26 protein-coding genes are annotated in these 23,180 nt (G+C 72.5%); 18 read left to right on the top strand and 8 right to left on the bottom strand.

The genetic code is table 11. The annotated features are described in order from the left end of the window. Window positions 1-12 precede the first annotated feature (12 nt). Window positions 13-1,041: a LuxR C-terminal-related transcriptional regulator gene (locus E4N62_RS41110; RefSeq protein WP_230223024.1), complete on the bottom strand. Its 1,029-nt coding sequence runs from the start codon at window positions 1,039-1,041 to the stop codon at window positions 13-15. Between the two features lie 540 nt (window positions 1,042-1,581). Here E4N62_RS41110 and E4N62_RS41105 point away from each other — a divergent pair. The 8 genes from E4N62_RS41105 to E4N62_RS41070 all read left to right on the top strand — a co-directional run bounded on the left by E4N62_RS41105 (window position 1,582) and on the right by E4N62_RS41070 (window position 9,536). After that, complete coding sequence (locus E4N62_RS41105; protein ID WP_230223022.1) at window positions 1,582-2,619, top strand: sugar ABC transporter substrate-binding protein; 1,038 nt, start codon at window positions 1,582-1,584, stop codon at window positions 2,617-2,619. 18 nt (window positions 2,620-2,637) lie between these two features. Beyond that, window positions 2,638-3,882 (top strand): ATP-binding cassette domain-containing protein, encoded by a 1,245-nt coding sequence (locus E4N62_RS41100; protein ID WP_230223020.1) that lies wholly within the window; start codon window positions 2,638-2,640, stop codon window positions 3,880-3,882. Beyond that, entirely contained in the window at window positions 3,816-4,892 is a 1,077-nt protein-coding gene (locus E4N62_RS41095) for an ATP-binding cassette domain-containing protein (protein ID WP_308186135.1), read from the top strand. The genes E4N62_RS41100 and E4N62_RS41095 overlap by 67 nt, the downstream gene beginning before the upstream one ends. After that, on the top strand, window positions 4,795-5,583 hold the full coding sequence (locus E4N62_RS41090; RefSeq protein WP_230223016.1) for an ABC transporter permease: 789 nt from the start codon (window positions 4,795-4,797) through the stop codon (window positions 5,581-5,583). Before E4N62_RS41095 ends, E4N62_RS41090 begins: the two co-directional genes overlap by 98 nt. A gap of 71 nt (window positions 5,584-5,654) precedes the next feature. Then, the gene (locus E4N62_RS41085; RefSeq protein ID WP_230223014.1) at window positions 5,655-7,352 is read left to right on the top strand and encodes an amidohydrolase; all 1,698 of its coding nucleotides are present in this window, start codon (window positions 5,655-5,657) and stop codon (window positions 7,350-7,352) included. 135 nt (window positions 7,353-7,487) lie between these two features. After that, on the top strand, window positions 7,488-8,060 hold the full coding sequence (locus tag E4N62_RS41080; protein ID WP_184902675.1) for a MarR family winged helix-turn-helix transcriptional regulator: 573 nt from the start codon (window positions 7,488-7,490) through the stop codon (window positions 8,058-8,060). A gap of 285 nt (window positions 8,061-8,345) precedes the next feature. Then, on the top strand, window positions 8,346-8,963 hold the full coding sequence (locus E4N62_RS41075; RefSeq protein ID WP_230223012.1) for a LysE family transporter: 618 nt from the start codon (window positions 8,346-8,348) through the stop codon (window positions 8,961-8,963). A gap of 126 nt (window positions 8,964-9,089) precedes the next feature. Then, complete coding sequence (locus E4N62_RS41070) at window positions 9,090-9,536, top strand: nitroreductase family deazaflavin-dependent oxidoreductase (RefSeq protein WP_230223010.1); 447 nt, start codon at window positions 9,090-9,092, stop codon at window positions 9,534-9,536. A 211-nt stretch (window positions 9,537-9,747) separates the two neighbouring features. Here the strand turns inward: E4N62_RS41070 and E4N62_RS41065 are convergent, their stop codons facing one another. Continuing rightward, window positions 9,748-10,806, bottom strand: a complete 1,059-nt coding sequence (locus E4N62_RS41065) for a cation diffusion facilitator family transporter (RefSeq protein ID WP_230223007.1) — start codon at window positions 10,804-10,806, stop codon at window positions 9,748-9,750. Window positions 10,807-10,913: 107 nt separating this feature from the next. On the opposite strand from E4N62_RS41065, the gene E4N62_RS41060 reads away from it, so the two are divergent. Continuing rightward, window positions 10,914-11,930 carry a glutathione S-transferase family protein gene (locus tag E4N62_RS41060; protein WP_230223005.1) on the top strand — a complete coding sequence of 339 codons (1,017 nt, stop codon included), beginning with the start codon at window positions 10,914-10,916 and terminating at the stop codon, window positions 11,928-11,930. Between the two features lie 48 nt (window positions 11,931-11,978). After that, on the top strand, window positions 11,979-12,275 hold the full coding sequence (locus E4N62_RS41055) for a DUF4235 domain-containing protein (protein WP_184902667.1): 297 nt from the start codon (window positions 11,979-11,981) through the stop codon (window positions 12,273-12,275). Between the two features lie 67 nt (window positions 12,276-12,342). Here the strand turns inward: E4N62_RS41055 and E4N62_RS41050 are convergent, their stop codons facing one another. Further along, window positions 12,343-12,603 carry a VOC family protein gene (locus E4N62_RS41050; protein ID WP_374117209.1) on the bottom strand — a complete coding sequence of 87 codons (261 nt, stop codon included), beginning with the start codon at window positions 12,601-12,603 and terminating at the stop codon, window positions 12,343-12,345. Window positions 12,604-12,807: 204 nt separating this feature from the next. Then, window positions 12,808-13,167 carry a GNAT family N-acetyltransferase gene (locus E4N62_RS41045; RefSeq protein ID WP_230223003.1) on the bottom strand — a complete coding sequence of 120 codons (360 nt, stop codon included), beginning with the start codon at window positions 13,165-13,167 and terminating at the stop codon, window positions 12,808-12,810. Between the two features lie 150 nt (window positions 13,168-13,317). Between E4N62_RS41045 and E4N62_RS41040 the strand changes: the two genes are divergently transcribed. Then, window positions 13,318-13,680, top strand: a complete 363-nt coding sequence (locus E4N62_RS41040) for a DUF1304 domain-containing protein (protein ID WP_215457601.1) — start codon at window positions 13,318-13,320, stop codon at window positions 13,678-13,680. Beyond that, on the top strand, window positions 13,677-14,249 hold the full coding sequence (locus E4N62_RS41035; RefSeq protein ID WP_230223001.1) for a TetR/AcrR family transcriptional regulator: 573 nt from the start codon (window positions 13,677-13,679) through the stop codon (window positions 14,247-14,249). The genes E4N62_RS41040 and E4N62_RS41035 overlap by 4 nt, the downstream gene beginning before the upstream one ends. Window positions 14,250-14,445: 196 nt before the next feature. Here E4N62_RS41035 and E4N62_RS41030 read toward each other — a convergent pair whose 3' ends face one another. Both E4N62_RS41030 and E4N62_RS41025 read right to left on the bottom strand, forming a co-directional pair. Next, the gene (locus E4N62_RS41030) at window positions 14,446-15,555 is read right to left on the bottom strand and encodes an NAD(P)-dependent alcohol dehydrogenase (protein ID WP_230222998.1); all 1,110 of its coding nucleotides are present in this window, start codon (window positions 15,553-15,555) and stop codon (window positions 14,446-14,448) included. Window positions 15,556-15,629: 74 nt separating this feature from the next. Further along, window positions 15,630-17,087 carry an aldehyde dehydrogenase gene (locus E4N62_RS41025; protein WP_230222996.1) on the bottom strand — a complete coding sequence of 486 codons (1,458 nt, stop codon included), beginning with the start codon at window positions 17,085-17,087 and terminating at the stop codon, window positions 15,630-15,632. Between the two features lie 116 nt (window positions 17,088-17,203). On the opposite strand from E4N62_RS41025, the gene E4N62_RS41020 reads away from it, so the two are divergent. Beyond that, window positions 17,204-17,632 (top strand): MarR family winged helix-turn-helix transcriptional regulator, encoded by a 429-nt coding sequence (locus E4N62_RS41020; protein ID WP_230222994.1) that lies wholly within the window; start codon window positions 17,204-17,206, stop codon window positions 17,630-17,632. A 155-nt stretch (window positions 17,633-17,787) separates the two neighbouring features. Then, window positions 17,788-18,171: an anti-sigma factor antagonist gene (locus E4N62_RS41015; protein ID WP_184902652.1), complete on the top strand. Its 384-nt coding sequence runs from the start codon at window positions 17,788-17,790 to the stop codon at window positions 18,169-18,171. A 14-nt stretch (window positions 18,172-18,185) separates the two neighbouring features. Here E4N62_RS41015 and E4N62_RS41010 read toward each other — a convergent pair whose 3' ends face one another. Then, window positions 18,186-19,154, bottom strand: a complete 969-nt coding sequence (locus tag E4N62_RS41010; protein ID WP_230222991.1) for a ribose-phosphate pyrophosphokinase — start codon at window positions 19,152-19,154, stop codon at window positions 18,186-18,188. A 127-nt stretch (window positions 19,155-19,281) separates the two neighbouring features. On the opposite strand from E4N62_RS41010, the gene E4N62_RS41005 reads away from it, so the two are divergent. Both E4N62_RS41005 and E4N62_RS41000 read left to right on the top strand, forming a co-directional pair. Next, the gene (locus tag E4N62_RS41005; protein ID WP_230222989.1) at window positions 19,282-19,938 is read left to right on the top strand and encodes a DUF4230 domain-containing protein; all 657 of its coding nucleotides are present in this window, start codon (window positions 19,282-19,284) and stop codon (window positions 19,936-19,938) included. 291 nt (window positions 19,939-20,229) lie between these two features. Beyond that, window positions 20,230-20,967 (top strand): VanZ family protein, encoded by a 738-nt coding sequence (locus E4N62_RS41000; protein WP_230222987.1) that lies wholly within the window; start codon window positions 20,230-20,232, stop codon window positions 20,965-20,967. Here the strand turns inward: E4N62_RS41000 and E4N62_RS40995 are convergent. Beyond that, the gene (locus tag E4N62_RS40995) at window positions 20,948-21,184 is read right to left on the bottom strand and encodes a hypothetical protein (protein ID WP_184902644.1); all 237 of its coding nucleotides are present in this window, start codon (window positions 21,182-21,184) and stop codon (window positions 20,948-20,950) included. The two genes, E4N62_RS41000 and E4N62_RS40995, sit on opposite strands and share 20 nt — an antisense overlap. A 138-nt stretch (window positions 21,185-21,322) precedes the next feature. Between E4N62_RS40995 and E4N62_RS40990 the strand changes: the two genes are divergently transcribed. Together E4N62_RS40990 and E4N62_RS40985 are read left to right on the top strand one after the other, a co-directional pair. Continuing rightward, window positions 21,323-22,366, top strand: a complete 1,044-nt coding sequence (locus E4N62_RS40990; RefSeq protein WP_230222985.1) for a PHP domain-containing protein — start codon at window positions 21,323-21,325, stop codon at window positions 22,364-22,366. A gap of 110 nt (window positions 22,367-22,476) precedes the next feature. Next, window positions 22,477-23,142 carry an HAD family hydrolase gene (locus E4N62_RS40985; RefSeq protein WP_230222983.1) on the top strand — a complete coding sequence of 222 codons (666 nt, stop codon included), beginning with the start codon at window positions 22,477-22,479 and terminating at the stop codon, window positions 23,140-23,142. Window positions 23,143-23,180 lie beyond the last annotated feature (38 nt).

The raw sequence follows: 23,180 nt of genomic DNA, 5'->3' as shown, positions 1-23,180 counted from the left end.
ACTGAACCCGCCTCATCCGCCGGGCGATCTCTCGACGAAGCGTTCGACGTCCTCGGCGGTCGGCCGGAGCAGTCCGTCCCGTACGGCGAGGGCGGTGGCCTCGGCGCGGGAGGCGGCGCCGGTCTTGCGCAGCAGATGCTCGACGTGGGTGTGCACGGTGCGCGGGGAGAGGAACAGCGCCTTGGCGATGGCCTGGTTCGTCCGGCCGGTGGCCGCCCGGGTGAGCACCTCCAGTTCCCGCGGGCTGAGCCCGTACGGCAGCGGGGTGGGCGTCTCGTGGACGAGGACCGCGCGGCGTACGACGGCCGCGCCGAGGGTGTGGCGGCGCAGGGTGACCCGGTACCAGTCGGCCCCCACCGGCCACAGCAGCCGCAGCCGGGTGCCGTGGGAGTCGGCGAAGGCGCCCACGAGGCGGCGGAACTCGGCGTCCCGGAGGACCACGGCGGGGTCCCGGCCCGGGAGTTCGAGGGTGTCGTCGGCGACGACGAGGCCGGCGCCGCCGTCCGCCGGGAGGTCGAGGCTCTCGCCCACGTGCGCGGTGGGGTCGGCGAGGACGCCCAGGGCGGGCAGCAGGGACGCCAGCAGACGGCGGGTCGCCGTGTCGTAGGCGTCGGGGGTCGCGGTGGAGAGGGTAATCAGGCCCACGAGCCGCCCGTGGTGGCGCAGGGCGCCCGTGACCGCGTCGCGGACGCCCGCCGGACGCATCCGCTCGGCGTAGAACCAGCCGTCGCGGTAACGCTGGCCCGGGTCCTCGACGTCCGCGCAGATGGAGGGCGGGATCTCGCTGCGCAGGACGTTGGCGTACCACGGGGTCGAGACGAACTCGGCGGCCAGCGCGGCGGAGACGTCGGCGTCGTAGCCGACGCCCGCGACCTGGACGTGGGCGCCGGTGACGGGGTCGATCTCCAGGAGGGTGGCGGCGTCCAGGGGAAGGGCGCGGCCGAGTTCGTGGAGGGCCTCGGCGCAGGCGGTGGCGGTGTCGCGTTCGCGGGTGAGCATGCCGATGCGGGCGGCGGCGGCGAACTGGTGGTGGGTGAGCATGCGGGCCTCCCGGGTCCGCCCCGAGACCGGTGCAGGTCTTTTGGGGCCTAACGATAAGCGGTCGGGATCCGACGGACAAGGCATTCCCCGATCCGCGACGCGCCCGCCCATCCGCCGACGTGCGCGCGGCGGCACATGCCACCGGCGGTGTCCGCGCCGCCAGCGGACACCGCGCCCCTGCGCCCCTGAAAAGGCGGGCACCGCTCCGACCGGACGTGTGCGGTGCAGCCCGGCGCGCGCCGACGCACCCACTCGCCGATGTCCGCCCACCGGACCCATGTGGTCCGCTGCCATCGCACCCCGCCGCACGCACCCGTGCTCCACCCCCATTTCCCACCGGACGTGTGCGCTCCCGCCCGGCCTCTTCGACCGGCCCTCCCGGCCCGGCCGTGCGCGGCCACCCACCGGACACACACGGCCCCGTCGGCGTCCGCAGTCGGTATTTGTACGGATGGTGGGGCGGGGCCGTGGGGTCTTTCCTGTTCGGCACGGCAGGACGCCCGTCGCCGACGGGCCCCGTTCCCCTTGGAGATCCCCGCCATGACCAGACGCCCCCTTCCCGTCCCCCCGGCCTCGCGCAGGCAGTTCCTCGCGTGGTCGGCCGGCACGCTCACCGCGACCGGGCTGGTCGCCACGGGCTGCAGCGCCCCGGAGAGCGGCTCCGATTCGGCGAAGGCGGCGGACGCGTCCCCCTCCGCTCGCACGCTCACGCAGATCGGCCTCGACTACCCCTTCACCCAACTCCCGCTCTACACCACCCTGGTGAAGCTCTCGACGGCCGCCGCGAAGAAGCACGACGTCGAACTGCTGACGACGAGCGACGCGAGCAACCCCGACACGCAGGCCAGTAATCTCACCACCTGGGTCACCCGGAAGACGCCCGCGATCGTGTCGTTCCCGATGGTCTTCGAGGCCGCCGAGTCGATAGCGAAGTCCGCCCTCGACGCGGGGCTGATCTGGGTGACCTATGGCGGCACGCTGGAGAACCAGAGTGCCGACATCCGGTTCAGCTTCCGCGAGAGCGGCACGCTGCTGGGCGAGGCGGCGGCGAAGTGGGCCGACGAGAAGCTGAACGGCAAGGGGAAGATCGCGTTCCTGGTCGACAACACCATCGAACTGGGCCGGGAGCGCACGAAGGGCATGGTCGACGCCTTCACCAAGCTCGCGCCCGGTGTCGACGTGGTGGCTCAGGAGCAGGCCATCGACCCGGACACAGGGCTGTCGAAGACCAACGCGCTGCTCGCCAAGCACCCCGACCTCAACATCGTCCTCGGGATCACGGACGCGGCGGCGTACGGCGGGTACAAGGCGCTGCAGCAGGCCGGGCGGAAGAAGGACGACAGGAAGACCTTCGTGGGCGGGCAGGACGGCTCGGCGCCCTCGCTGCTCGCCATCAAGCAGGGCACGTTCTACCGGGCCTCCTCCGCGCTCGCCCCGCAGGACATCGCCGACGCCATCGTCGACGTGCCGCTCGCGGTCGCCGCCGGGAAGGCCGACGCGAGTGTCCAGGTGCCGGTGAAGCTGATCCGGAGCGGGGACACGGCTCAGATCGACGCGCTGCTCGCCCAGAACGGGTAGGGCCGCGTGATGGCCGACATGAGCGACACGAAGGGCACGACGGCCGGGGCGCCCGGGGGCTCCGGCGGCCTCGGCGGACCGAGCGGACCGAGCCGACCGGGCGGACCGGGCAGACCCGGTGCACCCGGCGGCCCCGGGGCGGTGAACCCTCCCAACCTGCGGATCTCCTCCCTCGGCAAGTCCTTCGGCGGGGTGCGGGCGCTGGACGGGGTGGACCTCACCGTGCCCGCCGGTCAGGTGCACGCCCTGCTCGGGCACAACGGCGCCGGGAAGTCCACGCTGATCAAGTGTCTGGGCGGAGCGTTCCCGCCGGACAGCGGGACGATCGAGGTGGGTGGGGTGGCGTACGCCCGGCTCAGTCCGCGCGAGTCGATCGCGGCGGGGGTGGCGATCATCTTCCAGACGCTCAGCGTCGTGGACTCCCTGACCGTGGCCGAGAACATCTTCCTCGGCCAGGAGTGGACCCGTTACGGGCGGGTGGACCGCAGGGCCCAGGAGAAGGTGGCCGCCGAACTCCTGGGCCGCGTTGCCGCGAGCTGCTCGCCGCGCGACCGGGTGGGTGAACTGCCCATGGGCCAGAAGCAGTTGGTCGAGATCGCCAAGGCTCTCAGCCGCAGCGCCTCGGTGCTGGTCCTGGACGAGCCCACGGCGGCGCTCTCCGGGACCGAGAGCGAGGCCCTGGCCGGCCGCGTGGAGGACCTGCGCACCCAGGGCCTGGCGATCGTCTACGTCACCCACCTCCTGGCCGAGGTCGAACGCCTCGCGGACGCGGTGACCGTCCTCCGCGACGGCCGCGTCACCCACACGGCGACCGGCGTCCACCACCGCCACGACCTGGTACGGGCGATCGCGGGAGCCCGGGAAGGCGGACCGCCGGCGACCACCGGGACCGGGCCCGGTGTGGTCGGCACGGCGAAGCCCGTTCGCCGCGACGCCACCACCGGGGCGACGGTTTCGACCGAAGCGAGCGGCGACGCGGTCCCGACCTCGGACGGCGTCCGGCCCGACGAACCGGCCCCCACCGGTCCCGGGTACCACGGTGGCCGCTCCCCGTCGACAGCGGACCACCGCCCCCGGCATCTCGGTGGCCCGCCACCCGGCACGGACGGTCCAACGCGCAGAACCCCGGAACCACTGCGGATCCGGCCCCTCCTCCCCGGCAGCCCCCGCCCCGCCCGTCTCGCTGCGCGGCCTGCGTGGGGCCGGGTTCACCGGTCGATCTCACCGTCGGGGAGGGCGAGATCGTGGGGCTGTACGGGCTGATCGGGTCAGGGCGTACACGGGTCCTGGAGACGTTGTTCGGCAGACGGCGGGCCGAGGGCGGCGTGGTCCATGTCGGTGGGCGTGCCCTCTCCCCCGCCCGGCCCGCCGACGCGCTCGCCGCCGGGATCGCGCTGGTGCCGGCGGACCGGCGCGCGCAGGGCCTGTTCGCGGGGCTGAGCGCGCAGGACAACGTGCTGCTGCCGAGCGTGCGGACGCTCGCCCGGCGCGGGGTGCGGGCCCTCGGCGCGGAGCGGCGGGTGTTCCGCGCGCTCGCCGAGGCGGTCGGGCTGCGCCCCGCGCGGCCGGGGCTGCCCGCCTCCGCGTTCTCCGGCGGCAACCAGCAGAAGCTGCTGCTCGGCCGCTGGATCAACGAGGCCAGGTCCGTCGACGTGCTGCTGCTCGACGAGCCGACCCAGGGCGTCGACGTCGGCGCCCGTCAGGAGATCTACGACGTCGTCTCCACGCTCGCGGCACAGCGCGGCACGGCGGTGCTGTTCGCCTCAAGCGACCCGGAGGAGGCGGCCCGACTCGCCCACCGCTGTCTGGTCGTCGACCGGGGCCGGATCGTCGCCGAACTCTCCGGCCCGGACCTCACCGAGGCGTCCCTGCTGGCGGCCGTCCACGACGCGGGACCCGCGCCCCGACAGTCGCGCCACCCCTCGGACGACCCTCCCACCACCCCGCCCGTCCCTCCCACGAAGGAGCAGCATGACCACCGTGACCGCCGCCGAGCGCGTCGTGCCCGGCCCGCGCGCACTGGCCGCGCACGGGCTCTCGACGCTGCGGCGCCATCCTCTGATCGTCGTCCTCACCCTGCTGGTGCTGGTGTTCCAGCTGTCCACGGGCAGCTTCCTCGACCCGGGGAACCTGCGCGGGATCGCCACCGACGCGGCGGCCCTCGCGATCGTCGCCGTGCCCCTGGCGCTGCTGGTCATCAGCGGCTACCTGGATCTGTCGGTGGGCTCGACGCTGGCGCTGGGCGCGCTGACGGCGGGCTGGCTCGCCGGTGAGCAGGCCCAGTCCCCCGTGGTCGCCGTCCTCGGGGCCCTGGCCGCCGGCGCGGCGGTCGGCGCCGTGAACGGAGTGCTCTGCTGCTACCTGGGGCTGTCGCCGTTCATCGTGACGCTGGGCATGCTGGCGGCCGTGCGCGGCCTGGCGCAACAGCTCTTCCCGCTGCCGCTGAGCGGTTTCGGCGACGGCTTCGCCTGGCTGGGCGGGGCACGGCTCGCCGGGATCGCGGCCCCCGTCGTCATCGCCGCCGTCGTGCTCGTGGCCGGGGCGCTGTTCGTGGCGTACACGCCCACCGGACGCCATGTGTTCGCGATCGGGGTCAACCGGGAGGCCGCCTACCTCTCGGGCATCGATGTCCGCCGTACGCCCTTCGCGCTGTTCGTGGTCACCGGTACGGCCGCCGCGCTGGCCGGGGCGATCAAGGCGTCGGTGCTGGACAGCGCGGTCGCGGGCACTTCGGGCGCGGGCTTCGAACTGACCGTGCTCACGGCCGTGCTGCTGGGCGGGGTCGCCCTGAGCGGCGGTTCCGGTTCGGTTCTCGGGGTGCTGCTCGGCGTGCTGTTCCTGGGCTGCCTGCAGAACGGGCTGACACTGCTGAGCGTGCCGACGTTCTGGCAGCAGATGGCGCAGGGCGTGGCCCTGGTGGCGGGCGCCGCGCTCGCGTACTTCGGCCCGCGTACCACCCGGTGACCCGGCTTCCCCGAACCTTCCCGTACTCCCCCTCCCGCGTTCCCCTCCTCCGACACTCCAGCGAGGTCCTCGTGAGCGACACTTCCCCCACCCTCGTCCTGACCGGCGGTCAGGTCATCACCGTCGACGCCGCCTTCTCGGTCGCCGAGGGGGTGGCCGTACGCGGCCGGGAGATCGTGGCCGTCGGCACGGACGCCGAGATGCGCGCCCTGGCCGGGCCGACGACGCGGATCGTCGAGCTGGCCGGACGCACCGTGCTGCCGGGCATCAACGACTCCCATCTGCACGGCGCCGCGTACGGGTTGTCGAGGCCGCCGTTCGCCCTGGACGTGGGCCACCCGGCGGTGGGGTCGATCGCCGACGTCGCGCAGGTCGTGGGCGCGGCGGTGCGGGCGGCCGAGCCCGGCGAGTGGATCGTCGGCCTGGGCTGGGACCCCGGCTATCTCGCCGAGTGCCTCGCCGAGCCGGGCCGTCTGCCGCACCGGAGGGACCTGGACGCGGTGGCGCCCGGCCACCCCGTCTGTCTGACCGACTTCTCCCAGCACATGGTGTGGGCCAACAGCGAGGCTCTGCGCCGCTGCGGGATCGACGCGAGCACCGGGGCGCCCGACGGCGGTGTCATCGACCGCGCCCCCGACGGCCGGCCCACGGGCATCCTGCGCGAGGCGGCCGGCGCCCTCCTCCAGGCCGCCTTGCCCTCCCCCACGATCGCTCGGCGCCGCCAGGCCATCCGGGGTGTCGTCGCCGAGCTCCACGCGCGGGGCATCACCAGCTACACCGAGCCGGGTCTCGGCCCCGGCGGCTCCGAGACCCTGTTCGGCGGGCTGAGCACCGACAACTGGACAGCGTACGCGGACCTGGCGGCGACCGGCTCGCTGCACGCCCGGGTCAGCGTCCTCCTGCTGCCCGCGCCCATGGGGGGCTCCGCCGACGACGTCCGCAAGGGACTGGCCGAACTCCACCGCCCGGAGTCGGCGGACCCCCGGCGGCTGAACGCCATCGGCGTGAAGATCTTCGCCGACGGGGTGCCGCCGAACCGCACGGCCTGGATGAACGAGCCCTACGTCGGCGGCGGTCACGGCTCGCTCTGTGTGCACGGGCGCACGCCCGAGCTGCAGGTGGACGAGTTGTTCGACATGATCCGGATCGCGCACGAGGCGGGTTACCAGCTGGGGGTCCACGTCACCGGCGACCGGGCCATCGATCTCGTGGTGGACGCGTTCACGGCGGCGCAGGAGGCCGTGCCGCGCTCCGACGCCCGGCACTACGTCATCCACGGCGACTTCATCGGCGCCGACAGTCTCGCCCGGCTGGCCGCGCACGGCTACGGCGTCAACATGAACCCCGCCATCAAGTGGACGATCTCGGACCTGATGGCGGAGGTCGTGGGCGCGGAGCGGTCGGCGTACCAGTGGCCGACGCGCTCGGCCTTCGACGCGGGCGTGGCGGTGTGCGCCAGCTCGGACGCGCCGATCACGGAGCCCGACTGGCGGCAGGGCGTCGCCGGGATGCTGCTGCGCGAGTCGAAGGCCGGCGGCCGGGTCAGCGGTCCCGAGCAGCGGGTGGACCTCGCCGAGGCGCTGCGGGCGTACACGATCAATCCGGCTCGGCAGGACTTCGCGGAGGAGTGGAAGGGGTCCGTGGAGCTGGGCAAGGTGGCCGACCTGTGCGTGCTGGACCGGCCGCTGCTCGGCCTCGACCCCCATGAGATCACCGGGGTGCAGGTCGACATGACGGTGTTCGACGGCGGGGTCGTCTTCGAGCGCTGAGCCGGGCACGTACGAGAGCGCTGAGCCGGGCACGTACGAGGAGGCCGACACCGCCGTAGCCTCACTCATCATGGATTCCCTCTCCTCCGTACAATTTGATCCCGAATGACCGAGCGACCGATCAGAGGAGCACCCGTGCCCGGCCAGCGATCCATCACCGAAGTCGAGAAGCTCGCCGCGGCGAAGCTGGGGGACTTCTCGATCCGCCGGGACCAGATGGCGGCGGTGGCGAACATCTACCGGGCCGCCTCGGCGGTGCGGCAGCACCTGGAGAACTCCGTGCTGCGCGGTTCCGACCTGACCTGGACGGCCTTCGTGGTGCTGTGGGTGGTGTGGGTGTGGGGCGAGTCCGAGACCCGGCACGTCGCCGAGGAGGCGGGCATCTCCAAGGGCACACTCACGGGGGTCGCCCGGACGCTGGAGTCGCGGGGGCTGGTGCGGCGGGCGGACCACCCGACGGACGGACGGCTGGTGCTGCTGGCCCTCACCGACGAGGGCGAGGAACTGATGCGGCGGGTGTTCCCGGCCTTCAACGAGGAGGAGGCCTTCGTCACCGGGCAGCTCAGCGACGCGGAGTGCCGCAGCCTCGCGGAGGGACTGCGCAGTGTCGTGCTCCAGGTCGAGGAGCACGGCGAGGAGCGCCGCCGCACCCTGCTGAACGGCGCCGAGCCCGCGCCCCGGCGCAGTGGCCGCCGCCCGAAGGCGTGACGGCTCCGCGTCGGACGCGCCCGTCCGTCCATCCCGGCACCCTCTCCATCGTCTGGGCGCAAACACGGCAGGCGGGCGCCGAATCCATGGTCAAGGGCCGCCGGCGAATCGCTCGCGCACGGCGCCCCTCATCGCCCTAATTCGCTTGCGGGGGCGGAGCGCCGGGCTCCAGGATCAGCGCATGTTCAGCCATCACGCCTCCCTGACGCCGTCCCTCGCCACCGCCTCGCCGGTGCGGGGGCAGCAGCAGCCGGGCCGACCGTGGGAGCCGGCACCGCCCCGGTCGTGACGGCCGCGCTCGTCGCGGGGCTCCTCGCCGGCTATGGCATCGCCATCCCGGTCGGAGCGGTCGCGACCTACCTCGTCTCCCTCACCGCCCGTACGTCCCTGCGGACCGGAGCGTGCGCCGCGCTCGGCGTCGCGACGGCCGACGGGCTGTACGCGCTCGCCGCCCTCGGCGGTACGGCCCTCACCAACGCCCTGCAACCCGTGCTGACACCGCTGCGCTGGGCCTCTGCCCTGGTGCTCCTCACGCTGGCGGCACGCGGCGCGACCGGGGCCGTGCGCCAGTACCGCGCCCGGCGCCTGCCCACCCGCGACCAGCGGGATCCGGTCGGACCCGCGCGCGCCTACGTCACCCTCCTGGGGATCACCCTGCTGAACCCCACGACGGTGGTGTACTTCGCCGCGCTGGTGCTCGGCAGCCGCGCCACGGAGGCCGTGAGCGCCCTGGAACAGGCGGTGTTCGTGCTTGCCGCGTTTCTCGCCTCGGCGAGCTGGCAGCTGCTGCTCGCGGGCGGCGGCGCCCTGCTGGGCCGGGCGCTGACCGGGCACCGGGGGCGGCTGGTCACCGGCCTCGTGTCGAGTGCCGTGATCGCGGGACTGGCCGTGCTGACGCCGTAGTGGTCGCCCATGGCGGGCCGCGTTCGCACAAGCCCCGTGCGGACGTGGCCCGATGAGGATGATTCCGCGAGGGGCCGGTGTTGAATGCGGGGAAGAGTCTGTACGCGACAGTAAGGGGCGGTTGCCATGCCTCTTGAGGGCGAGTACGTGCCCAGCCCCACCCAGTGGGTGCGCGAGCAGGTCGAGTTGTACGAGAGCTCGGGCGGCACGCAGGGGACGACGCTGCTGGACACCGGGCTACCGGTCATCGTGCTCACGACGCGCGGCGCGAAGAGCGGGAAGATCCGCAAGACCCCGCTGATGCGGGTGGAGCACGAGGGACGGTACGCGGTCGTGGCCTCGCAGGGCGGAGCGCCCAAGCACCCCGTCTGGTACCACAACATCAAGTCCGACCCGCTGGTGGAACTCCAGGACGGGCCCAAGCGGCAGGACCTGACCGCGCGTGAGGTCACCGGGGACGAGAAGGCCGAGTGGTGGGACCGGGCGGTCGCGGCGTACCCGCCGTACGAGGACTACCAGAAGAAGACGGACCGGGAGATTCCCGTGTTCGTGCTGGAGCCGGTGGCGGGGTGACCGTTCCCGGTCGGCGGTGAGGGGGCACGTCGGCGGGTGCGGGTCCGGTGGGGCTGGTCGCGCAGTTCCCGCGCCCCTGAAGAGCAGGGGCTGCGCCCCGTGCTCTTCGGACCCGAGAAAGCGGGGCTGCGGCCCTGCTTTCTCGGGTCCGGTGGGAACTAAAAACTTCACCCTGCCACGCATGTTCCCCGAAGGGCCGGGCACCCGTGTCTCAGGCCCCGCCGCGTTCCCCCGTCGCGGCGGGGTTTTCTCCTGCCCGCTCCCCGGGGCCCGTCTTCTCCGTCACGTCGAGGAAGATCTGGTCGGCCTCGGGGACGACATGGGCGATGGAGCGTTTGATACGGACGGCGACCAGCTCGACCTCCTCGCTGTCGAGGCCGGGGACGAGGTCGACGCGAGCGGCCACCAGGGTCGATTCCAGGCCGAGTTGCATGGTGAGCAGGGCCTCGACGGTGTCGATCTCGGGCTGCGCCTCCAGCAGGGAGCGGATCTTCCGGCTGGGTTCGGGGTCGGCGGCGACCCCGATGAGCTGTTCGCGGGCGTCCCGGCCGAGCCAGTAGGCGACGTACACGAGCAGGGCCCCGATCGCGAAGGAGGCGGACGCCTCCCAGATCACCTCGCCGGTCACCATGTGCAGGGCCATCCCGGCGATCGCGAGGGTCACCCCGAGGACCGCCGTGCCGTCCTCGGCGACCACCGTGCGCAGTGCCGGGTCCCGCAGTCCGTCGACGCCACCCTCCCGCCGCACCTGGTGCAGGGCCCGCAGCAGTGAGGCGCCCTCGGAGACGAGGGCCACGCCGAGCACGGCGATTCCGGCGACGTAGCCGCCGTAGGAGTCCCTGCTCTCGCCCGTCAGGGCGTGGACCGCCTGGTAGAAGGAGAAGCAGCCGCCCATCACGAAGATGCCGACGGCGGCCAGCAGGGACCAGAAGAAGCGCTCCTTGCCGTAGCCGAAGGGGTGCCGGGCGTCGGCGGGACGGCGGCTGCGGCGCAGCGCGGCGAGGAGGAAGACCTCGTTCAGGCTGTCCGCGACCGAGTGCGCGGCCTCCGACAACAGCGCGGGCGAGCCGGCGAGGAGTCCGCCGACGGTCTTGGCCACGGCGATCAGGATGTTGGCGCCGAGGGCGACGAGGACGGTGATCCTGGTCCTGCGGTCGGCCCGTGTCTCTCCCTGTCCCCGTGTCCCGCTCTGTTCCCGGGTCCCCGGTCCTTCGAGAACCGCCCCGCCCCGCTCGTCCTTCGTCTCGGTGTCTTGTGGTGTCCGGGTCACTTTCGCCGCTTGCCCCGACCGGTCGCGCTCACACCGTGGGCGTCGCGGAAATCGGGGAACTCCTCTCAGGGCAGACGTAACCGGCCGGAACCGGGAGGACGGACGGCATGAGTGTCGGTGAGGGCAACGAGGCGTACGGGCGGAAGGCGTTCAAGAGGTCCAGGAGCCACTTCGCGGACCGGATCACCGCCGACGGCCGCGACGGCTGGCCGGTGGAGGCGGGCCGCTACCGGCTGGTGGTCAGCCGTGCCTGCCCGTGGGCGAGCCGGGCGGTGATCTCCCGGCGCCTGCTGGGGCTGGAGGACGCCCTGTCGATGGCCGTCGTCGACCCGATCCAGGACGACCGGAGCTGGCGGTTCACGCTGGACCCCGGCGGCCGCGACCCGGTGCTGGGCATCCGCTTCCTGAAGGAGGCGTACGACGCCCGGGAGAGCGACTACCCGGGCGGGGTCAGCGTCCCCGCGGTCGTGGACGTACCGAGCGGTGAACTGGTCACCAACGACTACCAGCGGATCACCCTCGACCTCGCCACCGAGTGGACGGATCTGCACCGCGAGGGCGCGCCCGACCTGTACCCCGAGGCCCTGCGCGAGGAGATCGACACGGTGATGGCCGAGGTCTACGAGGACGTCAACAACGGCGTGTACCGGGCGGGCTTCGCCACCGGGCAGAAGGAGTACGAGGAGGCCTGCACCGGGGTGTTCCGGCGGCTGGAGGCGCTGTCGGAGCGGCTGGCGGGGCAGCGCTATCTCGTCGGCGGGACGATCACGGAGGCGGACATCCGGCTCTTCACCACACTGGTGCGTTTCGACCCCGTCTACCACGGTCACTTCAAGTGCAACCGCTGGAAGCTGGCGGAGGACCCGGTGCTGTGGGCCTACGCCCGTGATCTCTTCCAGACCCCCGGGTTCGGGGACACCGTCGACTTCGACCACATCAAGCGGCACTACTACCAGGTGCACACGGGCATCAACCCGACCGCCGTGGTGCCGCTGGGCCCCGATCTCGCGGGCTGGCTCGCCCCCCACGGGCGGGAGGACCTGGGCGGCAGCCCGTTCGGCGACGGCACGCCGCCGGGGCCGGTGCCCGCCGCCGAGGTCGTGGCCCCGCGGGGTCGTCCCTGACCGGACGGCGTCGCCGCCGACCATCCGCACGCGAAGGAGGAGGACCAGATGTCCAAGAAGAAGAAGCTGCCAGTCGCCTACAAGCCGATCGGCTTCGCGCTGGGCTGGGTGAGCGGTGCGGTGGCCTCGGCCGCGTTCCGCAAGACCTGGAAGCTGATCCGGCACGAGGACGACGCGCCCGACGCGCTGGACCGGGACCGGGGCTGGGGCGAGATCCTGCTGGCGGCTGCCGTCCAGGGTGCGATCTTCGCGGTCGTGCGCAGCGCGGTGGACCGCACGGGCGCCAAGGCCATCGAGCGGTCCACCGGGGTGTGGCCGGCCGACGAGAAGGGAGGCCGGGACTGACGTTCGGAAAGAGGTCGGGTGGCCCGCGCGCGGGCCACCCGACCTCTTTCCGGGCCCCTGACCCTGCCTAGCCCTGCTTGGGGGCCGTGGGGTGTTCGCGGCGCAGTGTGAAGGAGTGGCCGGCCGGGTCGGAGTAGCCGCGTTCCTCGAAGGGTCCGCTCGCCTCCTTGGTGTCGACCGGACGCCCGCCGAGCGAGACGATCAGCCGCTCGGCCTCGTCCAGGTCCTCGACGTAGAAGTCGAGGTGGGCCTGGAGGGAGTTCTCGGGCGGGGCCAGCTGGGCGGGGTGGCGTTGACGTCGCGGCGGAACGCCATCCGGGCACCGCAGGCGCCCTCGATCTCGACGCGGTTGGCGGTCGCGTCCGTCTCCCGCGCGTCCAGCAGTGCCTTGTAGAACACCGCGAGCTTCTCCGGCTCGGCGCAGTCCAGCACCACGAGGCCCGCCTGTACCAGTGCCATGTCTCCTCCGTACGGGATCCCGGGCGCGGGGGAGGGTCCGCCGCCGCCCATACGCTCCCCGGGTACCCGCCGGCTACAGGTTCAGCCGCAGGGTGAGCGCCTGGGGACGGAACTCCTCGCGCTCGTAGAACCGGATGGCGTCGGCGTTGGCGGCCGAGGCGGTCACCTCCGCGTGCGCCGCGCCCCGCTCCCGCGCCCACGCCAGGAAGGTGTCGACCATGCGGGCCCCGACCCGGGAGCGCCGGTGCTCGGGCCGGACGTACAGCGCCATGAGGGTCGCCGATCCGACGGGCCGCATGGCGGTGGGGCCGGACATCGATCCCTGCAGATGACCGACGACCTCGCCGTCGCGCACGGCGGCCAGCAGCAGCCTGGCGGGGTCCTTCAGTGCGGCTGTGAAGGCCTCGGCGCCGTGCAGGCGCGGCCAGTCCACGTTCAGGCCGGGATCCCGCTCCCCGCCGTCCTCGGCGAACAGCAGGGAGCTGGTGACGACGACTGGACTTCATGGACAGTCGTCCAGCTATAGTGGACACCTGTCCAAGAAATTCAGGAAGCATCGAGTGAACGACGGAGTCTGTTGACCATGGAGATCCTGGCGAACGTGCTGGTCGCGCTGGTGGCCCTGCTGCACGCGTACATCCTGGTGATGGAGATGTTCCTGTGGCAGAAGAAGCCGGGGATGTCCTTCCACGGGATGGACGCCGAGATGGCGCGGCGGACGGCCTCCCTCGCCGCCAACCAGGGCCTCTACAACGGCTTCCTCGCCGCCGGTCTGGTCTGGGGCCTGATCGCCGACGACCCGACCGGATTCCGGGCGCAGATCTTCTTCCTGTCCTGTGTGATCGTCGCGGGTGTGTACGGCGCCGCCACCGCCAACCGCCGCATCCTCGTCGCCCAGGCCCTGCCCGGCGCCCTGGCTCTGGCCGCCGTCCTCGCCGCCGGATGACCCCCGAGGAGCCCCGGGCCACGGAGGACCCCCGGGCCTCCCGCACCCGGGCCAGGCTGCGGGAGGCCCTCCTCGACGAGTGCGCCCGGCACCCCCTGCACGAGGTCAGCGTGGCCGCGCTGGTCCGCCGGGCGGGGGTGGGCCGGGCCACGTTCTACGTGCACTACCCGGACCTGGAGGCGCTGGCGGTCGACGCCTGCGCCGATGTCGTACGGGAGGCCGTGGAGGCGCTGCACGCCTGGCGCGGACGCCCCGACCCGGTGCGGGCGCCGGACGCCCTGCCGGAGTTCTTCGCCGGTCTCGCCCCGCACGCCGCGCTGTACCGCACGCTGCTCGCGCCCGGCGGTGGCGGACCGCTCGGCCGGGTGCTGCACCGGGACCTGCGCGCCTACAGCCTGCGTGAACGCGAGCTCGCGGGGGCCGCGGACGCGCCGCTGGTGGCCTCCGCCGTGGCGGCGACCTTCGCGGGGGTCCTCGCGGACTGGCTGCACGGTCTGCTGGACGGCACCCCGCGGGTGATCGCCGACCAGGCGTGGCAGCTGCTGGTCGCGTTGCACCGCAGCCGCTGAGCGCCCCCGGGCGTACGCCGCCCTCTCTCGCTCCGATGCCTCATGCCCCCGACAGCCCTGTGGGTGACCTGGTGTGCAGGTCACCCACAGGGCCGGGGTCACGCGGGGAGAACGTGCCCCGGCGGGAGATGGCTTCTCGGTTGTCGGAGGCGGTGGGCGGGCTCGCGGGCGTCGGGACGCCCGGCGGGCCCGCGGGTCAGAAGGTCAGCACCGGCTTGATGCTCCGGCCGCCGCTCATGTCGGCGACCGCCCGGTCGATGTCCTCGAACTCGTACCGGGTGATCAGCCGGTCGAGCGGCAGCTTGCCCTCCTTGACGAGCTGGACGAGGACCGGGATGGCGGTCTGGATCTCGTTGTCGCCGAGGGTGAGGCCGACGACCCGCTTGCCGCCGAGCATTCCGTTGACGTCGAGGGAGACCTCCGTGCCGAACGGCGGGGCGCCCACGATGACCAGGGTGCCGCGCGCGGCGAGGGCGTCGACGCCCTTGCGGAGCACGGCGACGCTGCCGGTGGTCTCCACGACGCCGTCGGCACCCCGGCCGCCGGTGATCTCCATGATCGCCTCGGTGATGTCGGCGACGTCGCCGGCGTTCACCGTGTGGGTGGCGCCCAGCTCCTTCGCCAGTTCCAGGCGCTCGCCGACCTTGTCCACGGCGACGACCGTGGTCGCCGGGGTCAGGTTCGCCGCCATCACGGCGGACAGGCCCACGGCTCCTGCGCCGAGGACGACGACGGTGCTGCCCGGGCGGGGCTCCAGCACGTTCCAGACGGCGCCGACGCCCGTCTGGACGCCGCAGCCGAGCGGGGCGATGGAGTCCAGCGGGACGTCCGGGTCGACCTTGACGAGGCCGCGCTCGTCGACCAGGGCGCGCTCGGCGAAGGAGGACTGGCCGAAGAAGTGGCCGCCGAGGTCCTGGCCGTCACGGCTGATGGTGCTGGTGCCGTCGGCGCGCCGGCCGCCGAGCAGGTTCAGCGGCAGCCAGGTGGCGCAGTACGCCGGGTGACCGTCGCGGCAGTTCTGGCAGCCGCCGCAGGAGGTGAAGGACAGGACGACGTGGTCGCCCGGGGCTACGGCGGTGACGCCCGGGCCGACGGCCTCGACGACACCGGCGCCCTCGTGGCCCAGCACGCCGGGCAGCGGGAAGGGCAGCCCGCCGCTGGCGACCCCCAGGTCGGTGTGGCACAGCCCGGCCGCGACCATCCGGACCAGGACCTCGCCCTGCGCGGGCTGGTCGAGGACGACCTCGGAGAGGGTGAAGGGCGCGCCCCCGGACTCGACCACGGCCGCACGTGTGGTGGTGGACATGCTCATGAACTCCTTGTTCGTCGGTGAGCCACCGGATCGGTCCCGCGGCTCACCGGGGATCCCGGGGAAGGTGCTCAGTCGAGCGAGACGACGACGGACTTGACCTTGGTGTAGGACTCCAGGGCCTCGGGGCCGTACTCACGGCCGAAGCCGGAGGCCTTCACTCCGCCGAAGGGCACGGCGGGGTCGAGCATCGGCCAGTCGTTGACCCAGACGATGCCCGCCTGAAGGCGGTCGGCCACCCGGTGGGCGCGGGTGAGGTTCGTGGTCTGGATGCCGGAGGCCAGGCCGTACGGCGTGGAGTTGGCCAGTTCGACGGCCTCGTCCTCGGAGTCGAAGGGCTGCACGGTGAGGACCGGCCCGAAGACCTCCTCCTGGACGACCCGGGAGTCGTTGGCGAGGTCGGCGATGACGGTCGGCTTGTAGTAGTAGCCGCCGCCGAGGTCCAGGCGCTCGCCGCCGCACACGATGCGGCCGCCCTCCTTGCGGGCCAGCTCGACGTACTCCTCGACCTTCTTCAGGTGCCGCTCGCCCGCCATCGGGCCGATGACGGTCTCCGGCTGCCGGGGGTCGCCGAGGGGCACGCCGGGCACCGCGTCGGCGAGGATGCCGAGGACGGTCTCGTAGACGGGGCGGGCGACCAGCAGCCGGGGGCCGCCCATGCAGAACTGGCCGGTGTTGAAGACGAAGCCCTTGATGATGGCGCCGATGGCCTTCTCGATGTCGGCGTCCTCGAAGACGACGTGCGCCGCGTTGCCGCCCAGCTCCATGGTGACCTGCTTCAGCCCCTCGCCGGCGACGCTCGCCGCGTGCCGGCCGGTGGCGGTGGAGCCGGTGAAGGCGATCTTGTCGACGCCGGGGTTGCGCAGCAGCGCCTCGCCCGCGACCGGGCCCGTACCCGTGACGACGTTGTAGACGCCGTCGGGGACGCCGGCCTCCTTGAGGAGGCCCGCCATGTAGAGGGCGCTGAGCGGGGTCTCCTCGGCCGGCTTGTGGACGACCGTGTTGCCGGCCGCGAGCGCGGGGGCGATCTTCGAACCGGCCAGGATCAGCGGGAAGTTGAAGGGGGTGATCGCGCCGACCACTCCGATCGGGCCGCGCCTGGTGTAGGCGAGGCGGTTGTTCGGGACGTCGCGGGCGGAGCCGTCCAGGGTCCAGGCGAGGGAGGCGTAGTACTCGTAGTCGTTGGCCGCGTTCGTCACGTCGACGGCGTGGGCCAGCGTGATGGGCTTGCCGACGTCGCGGCTCTCGATCGCCGCGATCTCGTCGGCGTTCTCCCTGATGAGCTGAGCCACGCGGTTCAGGATCCGGCCGCGCTCGCGGCCGCTCAGCCCGGACCAGCCTCCGCTGTCGAAGGCCTCGCGGGCGGCGCGCACCGCGGCGTCCACGTCGGCCGCGCCCGCCTCCGCGACGGTCGTGACCACCTGGCCCGTGGACGGGTCGATCACGTCGGTCCGTGCACCGTCACTCGCCTCGAGCCACTGCCCACCGATGAACAGCCGCCCGGGCTCGCTCTCGAAGGTGGTCGTCATTGCCCACTCCTCAGCTTTGGTCCAGCCTTGATCGCTACATCTTCAACCAACAGGATTCCTGTTGGTCCGCAGTTTCATCACACCCAGGATTCCTGTCAATGCTTTACGCTGACCCCATGGTCGGCACCAAGGCACCCCCTTCGCTCCTCTACATGGTCAAGCAGGTCGAGCTCGTTGTCCGCTCCCGCCTGGACGATCTGGTGAAGCCGGCCGGGATCACGGCGCTGCAGTACACCTCGCTCACGGTCCTCCAGCGCCACGACGGGCTCTCGGCCGCCCAGCTCGCCCGCGACTCGTTCGTCACGGCCCAGTCCGTCGCGGATCTCGTCCGCAGTCTGGAGAACCGGGGGCTCGTGCGCCGGGAGCGCAATCCGCGCAACCGGCGCGAGCTGCTCATCCTGCTGACCGACGAGGGGCGCGAGCTGCTCGCCCGCTTCGCGGGGCCCGTGCGGGACCTGGAGGAACGCATGATCAGCGACCTCACCCCGCATCAGGCCGACCAGCTCCGGCAGGCGCTGTCCAAGGCGTGGCACGCGCTGTCGTAGGGGGCACTGCGCAAAACTCCGGACGGCTTGCCGAAGAAATCGAAGACATATGTCAATCGAACATGCTGAAATTCACCCTGACGAGGGTAACTTGCAGGGCGGGGAAGGGTTTTGCCCTCACACCCTCACAGAGTCCGGTAGGAGGCGATGCCGTCGTGTCGAGCGACCCCACACCGCCCGCGACCGGGTACCTGCGCGTCCGCACGGACCGCGGCCACAGCGTGCTCGAACTGCACGGTGAGATCGACATCGCGGCGGCCGTGGAGATCATTCCGCACCTCGACGCGGAGACCGGCCGCCCCGGCGCCCGGATCGTGATCGACCTCCGGCACGTCGAGTTCTTCGACTGCTCCGGGCTGCGGCTGCTCTACCGGGCGCGGCAGCGGGTGCTCGACCGCGACGGCGAACTGCGCCTGGTCTGCACCCATCCGCTCACCCTGCGCGTCCTCAAGGTCACCGGCCTGGCCCGGCTGCTGCCGCCCGCCTCGTCCCTGGACGCGGCCCTGGGACAGCCGGAGGCCACGTCCGGCACGTTATGACCCCGCTCCGCCCGTCAGCCCTCGCCTCCCGCGTCGCCCGCGGGCGCGTCGAACAGGGCGCTGACGGACTCGCCGTTGTGGATACGGCGGACGGCCTCCGCGAGCGCGGGGGCGATGGAGAGCACGTTCAGCTTGTCGGTGCGCTCCTCCACGGGGACCGGCACGGTGTTGGTGCAGACGATCTCCAGCACGTCGGGCTGCTCACTCAGCCGCTTCAGAGCGCCCGCCGCGAACAGCCCGTGGGTGCAGGCCACCCGGATCGAGCGCGGCCCCAACTCCCGTAGCCGCTGCAGGAGTTCCAGCACGGTACTGCCTTTGGCGATCTCGTCGTCCAGGACGATCACATCCCGTCCGGCGACCTCGCCGATCACCGAGCTGATGCTCACCCGGTCGTCGGCGAACCGCTGTTTGGCACCCGCCGCGACCTGCGCGCCGATCATCCGCGCGAACGCCGCCGCCTCCTTGGCGTTGCCCAGGTCCGGGGAGACCACCGTCGTACGCGTCAGGTCGTAGCGCCGGAAGTGCGCGGCCAGTTCACGCAGCGCGTGCAGATGATCGACCGGCACCGAGAAGAAGCCGTGCACCTGCGGCGAGTGCAGCGTCATGGCGAGCACCCGGCCCGCGCCCGCCGACACCATCAGATCGGCGACCAGCCGGCCGCCGATGGAAATCCGCGGCGCGTCCTTCTTGTCCGAGCGGGCGTACGAGTAGTGCGGCATGACCACGGTGATCCGGCCGGCCGAGGCGCCGCGCGCCGCGTCGCACATCAGCAACAGCTCGACGAGGTGCTCCTGCACCGGCGTGACCAACGGCTGGACCAGGAAGACGTCCTTCTCCCGGCAGTTGGCCTGAAGCTGCACCTCCAGACAGTCGTTGGCGAACCGGCTCACCCGGGACGGACTCAGCGGCACCCCGAGGTGCGCGCAGACCTCCCCCGCGAGTTCGGGGTGGGCGCTGCCGGTGAAAACGGCGATGTCACGCACGGTCGGCTCCTCGCATGAACATGATCATTACGGGTTGCGCGGCTCATGCTAGGGGAACAAACGTCAACTGGGCGTTCCCCCACGGTGTTTGAGGGCATTCGTTGAAAGAGGAAGGAGGGCCGTCTACATGACGACGTCCATCAAACGCACGCGTGTGCCCGGCTGGGCCAAGCTGCTCGCCGCGGTGGTCATCCTCATCGTGGTGCTGCTGGCCGCGCTGCGGATGCTGGTCTTCGGAGGGCTGGACGACGTGTTCGGCACCGAGGAGCACGACCGCTCGGGACCGACGCTCCTGAAGTCCATCCAGGACATGAGCCGTTACGACGCCGCCTCGGGCAACTTCCAGGTGGTCGTCGACCTGGAGAAGGACGCCAAGTACCTGCCGGACGCGATCCGCGGTACCCGCACGCTGTACGTGGGCGCGGGCACCGTGGACGCCTATGTCGACCTCGGCAAGGTCGGCGAGAACGACGTGAAGACGAACGAGGACCGCACCTCGGCCACCATCGACCTCCCGCACGCCCAGCTCGGCAAACCCGCCCTCGACACCGAGCACTCCTACGCCGTCTCCAAGGAGCGTGGCCTGCTCGACCGCCTCGGCGACCTGTTCTCGGACAACCCCAACGGCGAACAGGCGGTGCAGCGCCTGGCCGTCAAGCACATCGGGGACGCCGCGAAGGAGAGCAAGCTCACGGAGCGGGCCGAGGCCAACACCACCGACATGCTCGAAGGACTGCTGAAGTCGCTCGGCTTCGAGGAGGTGAAGGTGACGTACGGGTCATGACCGGACACCGGCGCCCTCCCCGGCTGCGGGGAGGGCGCGCGGTACGTCGGCCCGTCCACGGCAGGCGTACCCGAGCGCCCTCCCACGTCCCTCCGCTCCCGGGCGCCTGACGGCGCCCCTCGAACGGGAGCGGGTCCCTGTCACTCGCGGTCCAGGTGCCCGCGAGGGGCGGGCCGAAACCCGGCGGGGCCCGGTCGGCGACTTCCCGCACCCCGCGCGCGGGTGGGCATCGCGGACCACTTCGGGGGTAACAGGCTTGGTACAGAAGGAAGTTGAAATCGGGAGGGTCGCATGGCCGGCACCACGTCACGTTCCCGTTCCACCACCTCCGGCCGCCGTTCCCCGGCGGCCGAGCGCGGTCCACGACCGCTCCCGCTGCCTCTGCGGCTGCTGGTGATGGCCCTGGCGTTCCTGGCGATGGTGGCGTTCGGCGCGGTACTGGCCGGGCTCACCCTCCAGCCGTCCCCGGCGTCGGAGGCGCTCACCCACAGCAACCTCCGCCCCGGCGCCTCGCTGGAGCTGTACTGGCACCACCCCGACGCGCGCGACGCGCTCAAGCAGGTCGGCGGGAACGTCCTGCTGGGCCTGCCGTTCGGGATCCTGCTGCCGGTGCTGGCGCCCGGCGCGCGCGGTCTGCTGCGGGTGCCCGCCCTGACCGCGCTGATGATGCTGCTGGTCGAGCTGGTGCAGGGCGCGCTGGTCACCGGGCGGGCGTTCGACATCGACGACGTCATCCTCAACACGACGGGCGCGCTGCTGGGTTATCTGCTGCTGGGCCGGCGCCTCGGCCGCGCCGTACACGCCAGGGCGCCGCGAGAGCCGAAACCCGCACCGGCTCGGGGCACGGGGGCGGCTCGCGGCAAGGGAACCTCTCAGGGCAAGGGGACGGGCCAAGGCAAGGGAACCGCTCGGGCAAAGGCGTCGACCCAGCCGAAGGGGCCGCGCGGCGCCTGGGGCCGGCGTCTGCGGGTGGGCCGGCGCAAGGAGGCCGGTCCGGCGTCCGGGCGGGCTAGCGCGGCGTCCAAGTGAACTTGTCGCCGCCCACCCAGCGGACCTGGTCGGGATCGTCGAGGTCGTGCACGACGACTCCGTATGCGGCGGCCGTCTGGAGGACGTCCGTCAGCCGCTTCGCCTCGCCGACCACCTGGCCGTCGATCTCCACGATCCGGAACGGCGGCGTACCGGGCTGCACCCCGAGCACCAGGACACGGGGATGGGAAATGTAGGGGCTCGCGCTCTCGGTCATGTTTCGAGGGTAGAGCGGTCCGGCGGCGGGTGACGGGGGGAGAACGGACGGGCCGGTCCGACGGCGCCTGTGATCGTCCGGCCGTCGTGCGGGTACCCGGGGCCTGGGTGACGCTGGAAGCGGGAGGCTGGAGGTGCCATGGATCCCGTCGAGGCCCTGGACCGGATCGCTTTCCTGCTGGAGCGGGACCGGGCCCCCACCTACCGCGTACGGGCGTTCCGTACGGCCGCCTCCGTGCTCGGCGCGTTGCCGGCCGACGAGGTCGCCGAGCGGGCGGCCGCGGGCTCGCTGGAGTCGCTGAAGGGGGTCGGGCCGAGGACCGCGCAGGTGGCGCGCGAGGCGCTGGCCGGGGAGGTGCCGGGCTACCTGCGGAAACTGGAGCAGGGGGCCGAGGCTCCGCTCACGGAGGGTGACGCGGGCGCGGAGCTGAGGAAGCTGATCAGGGGCGACTGCCATGTGCACTCCGACTGGTCGGACGGCGGCAGCCCGATCGAGGAGATGGGCCGGACCGCCGCGCGCCTCGGCCACGAGTGGACGGTGCTCACCGACCACTCCCCCAGGTTGACCGTCGCCCGTGGCCTGTCCCCGGAGCGGTTGCGGGAGCAGCTCGACGTGGTGGCCGCGCTGAACGAGACCTGGGCGCCGTTCCGGCTCCTCACCGGCATCGAGTGCGACATCCTCGACGACGGCTCGCTGGACCAGGAGCCGGAGCTGCTGGACCGGCTGGACGTGGTGGTGGTGTCCGTCCACTCCAAGCTGCGGATGGACTCCCGGGCGATGACCCGGCGGATGGTCGCCGCGGTGCGTGATCCGCACTCCGACGTGCTCGGGCACTGCACGGGGCGGCTGGTCACCGGGCGGGGCCGCCCGGAGTCGGAGTTCGACGCGGACGCGGTGTTCGCGGCGTGCGCGGAGACCGGGACGGCCGTGGAGATCAACTCCCGGCCGGAGCGGCTGGATCCGCCGCGGCGGCTGCTGCTGCGGGCCGCGGAGGCGGGGGTGCTGTTCTCGATCGACACGGACGCGCACGCGCCGGGGCAGTTGACGTGGCAGGTGCACGGGTGTGCCCGGGCGGAGGAGTGCGGGGTGCCGGCCGAGCGGGTGGTGACGACGTGGGGGGTGGATGAGGTGGTGAGGTGGGCGCGTGATCGGGAGGTGCCGGAGGGAGTGGTGAGTGCCTGAGAGCTCGGGGGTTCGGTGCGGCGGCGGGCGCGGGTGGGGTTGTGGCTGGTCGCGCAGTTCCCCGCGCCCCATGAGGGGCGCGGATGTGATCGTCTTGAGAAAGGTGAGCCATGGGAAAAGCTGCCGTGTTCGACGTCGACGGGACCCTCGTCGACACCAATCAGCTGCATGTCGTCTCCTGGTGGGAGGCGTTTCGGCAGGGTGGGCACGAGGTGGCCATGCACGACATCCATCGGGCGGTGGGGTTGCCGTCCGGGGACCTGATCACGCATCTGCTGGGTGAGGAGCGGGATCCGGCGGAGAAGGACGCGCTGAGCGCGGCGCACAAGGCGTTGTACGGGACGTACTTCGAGCGGCTGCCCGCCCTGCCGGACGCCGGGCGCCTGCTGCGGCGGCTCGACGGGCAGGGCTGGAGCGTGGTGCTGGCGACCTCGGCGGGCGGGGCCGAGCTGGCCGCGCTGCGGCGGGCCATCGGGGCCGACGACGCCATCGCGGCGACGGCCAGCGCCGACGACGTGGACCGGGGGAAGCCGGCGCCGGACCCCGTCGAGCAGGCTCTGGAGCTGGCGGGGGCGGAGGCCGAGCGGTCGGTGTTCGTCGGGGACACCGTCTGGGACATGCGGGCCGGTGCCCGGGCCGGGGTGCGCTGTGTGGCCGTGCTCTCCGGCGGCATCCCACGGCCCGAACTGGAGGCGGCCGGCGCGGAGGCGGTGTTCCGGAATCCGGCCCATCTGCTGGCCGCCCTGGAGGAGAGTCCGCTGGGCCGGGAGGAATGACCTGGTGACAGCCGCTGTGGGCGGCCCGGCACAACGTG

This window comes from Streptomyces sp. MNU76 (assembly GCF_020982545.1).
Taxonomy (GTDB): domain Bacteria; phylum Actinomycetota; class Actinomycetes; order Streptomycetales; family Streptomycetaceae; genus Streptomyces.
This window is presented reverse-complemented; position numbering and strand designations above follow the sequence as displayed.

Bases quoted from the DNA above. Each gene is read 5' to 3' on its own strand.
- E4N62_RS41110 (WP_230223024.1), bottom strand. From the start codon at position 1,041: ATGCTCACCCACCACCAGTTCGCCGCCGCCGCCCGCATCGGCATGCTC.
- E4N62_RS41105 (WP_230223022.1), top strand. From the start codon at position 1,582: ATGACCAGACGCCCCCTTCCCGTCCCCCCGGCCTCGCGCAGGCAGTTC.
- E4N62_RS41100 (WP_230223020.1), top strand. From the start codon at position 2,638: ATGAGCGACACGAAGGGCACGACGGCCGGGGCGCCCGGGGGCTCCGGC.
- E4N62_RS41070 (WP_230223010.1), top strand. From the start codon at position 9,090: ATGCCTCTTGAGGGCGAGTACGTGCCCAGCCCCACCCAGTGGGTGCGC.
- E4N62_RS41060 (WP_230223005.1), top strand. From the start codon at position 10,914: ATGAGTGTCGGTGAGGGCAACGAGGCGTACGGGCGGAAGGCGTTCAAG.
- E4N62_RS41055 (WP_184902667.1), top strand. From the start codon at position 11,979: ATGTCCAAGAAGAAGAAGCTGCCAGTCGCCTACAAGCCGATCGGCTTC.
- E4N62_RS41040 (WP_215457601.1), top strand. From the start codon at position 13,318: ATGGAGATCCTGGCGAACGTGCTGGTCGCGCTGGTGGCCCTGCTGCAC.
- E4N62_RS41035 (WP_230223001.1), top strand. From the start codon at position 13,677: ATGACCCCCGAGGAGCCCCGGGCCACGGAGGACCCCCGGGCCTCCCGC.
- E4N62_RS41030 (WP_230222998.1), bottom strand. From the start codon at position 15,555: ATGTCCACCACCACACGTGCGGCCGTGGTCGAGTCCGGGGGCGCGCCC.
- E4N62_RS41025 (WP_230222996.1), bottom strand. From the start codon at position 17,087: ATGACGACCACCTTCGAGAGCGAGCCCGGGCGGCTGTTCATCGGTGGG.
- E4N62_RS41020 (WP_230222994.1), top strand. From the start codon at position 17,204: ATGGTCGGCACCAAGGCACCCCCTTCGCTCCTCTACATGGTCAAGCAG.
- E4N62_RS41005 (WP_230222989.1), top strand. From the start codon at position 19,282: ATGACGACGTCCATCAAACGCACGCGTGTGCCCGGCTGGGCCAAGCTG.
- E4N62_RS41000 (WP_230222987.1), top strand. From the start codon at position 20,230: ATGGCCGGCACCACGTCACGTTCCCGTTCCACCACCTCCGGCCGCCGT.
- E4N62_RS40995 (WP_184902644.1), bottom strand. From the start codon at position 21,184: ATGACCGAGAGCGCGAGCCCCTACATTTCCCATCCCCGTGTCCTGGTG.
- E4N62_RS40990 (WP_230222985.1), top strand. From the start codon at position 21,323: ATGGATCCCGTCGAGGCCCTGGACCGGATCGCTTTCCTGCTGGAGCGG.
- E4N62_RS40985 (WP_230222983.1), top strand. From the start codon at position 22,477: ATGGGAAAAGCTGCCGTGTTCGACGTCGACGGGACCCTCGTCGACACC.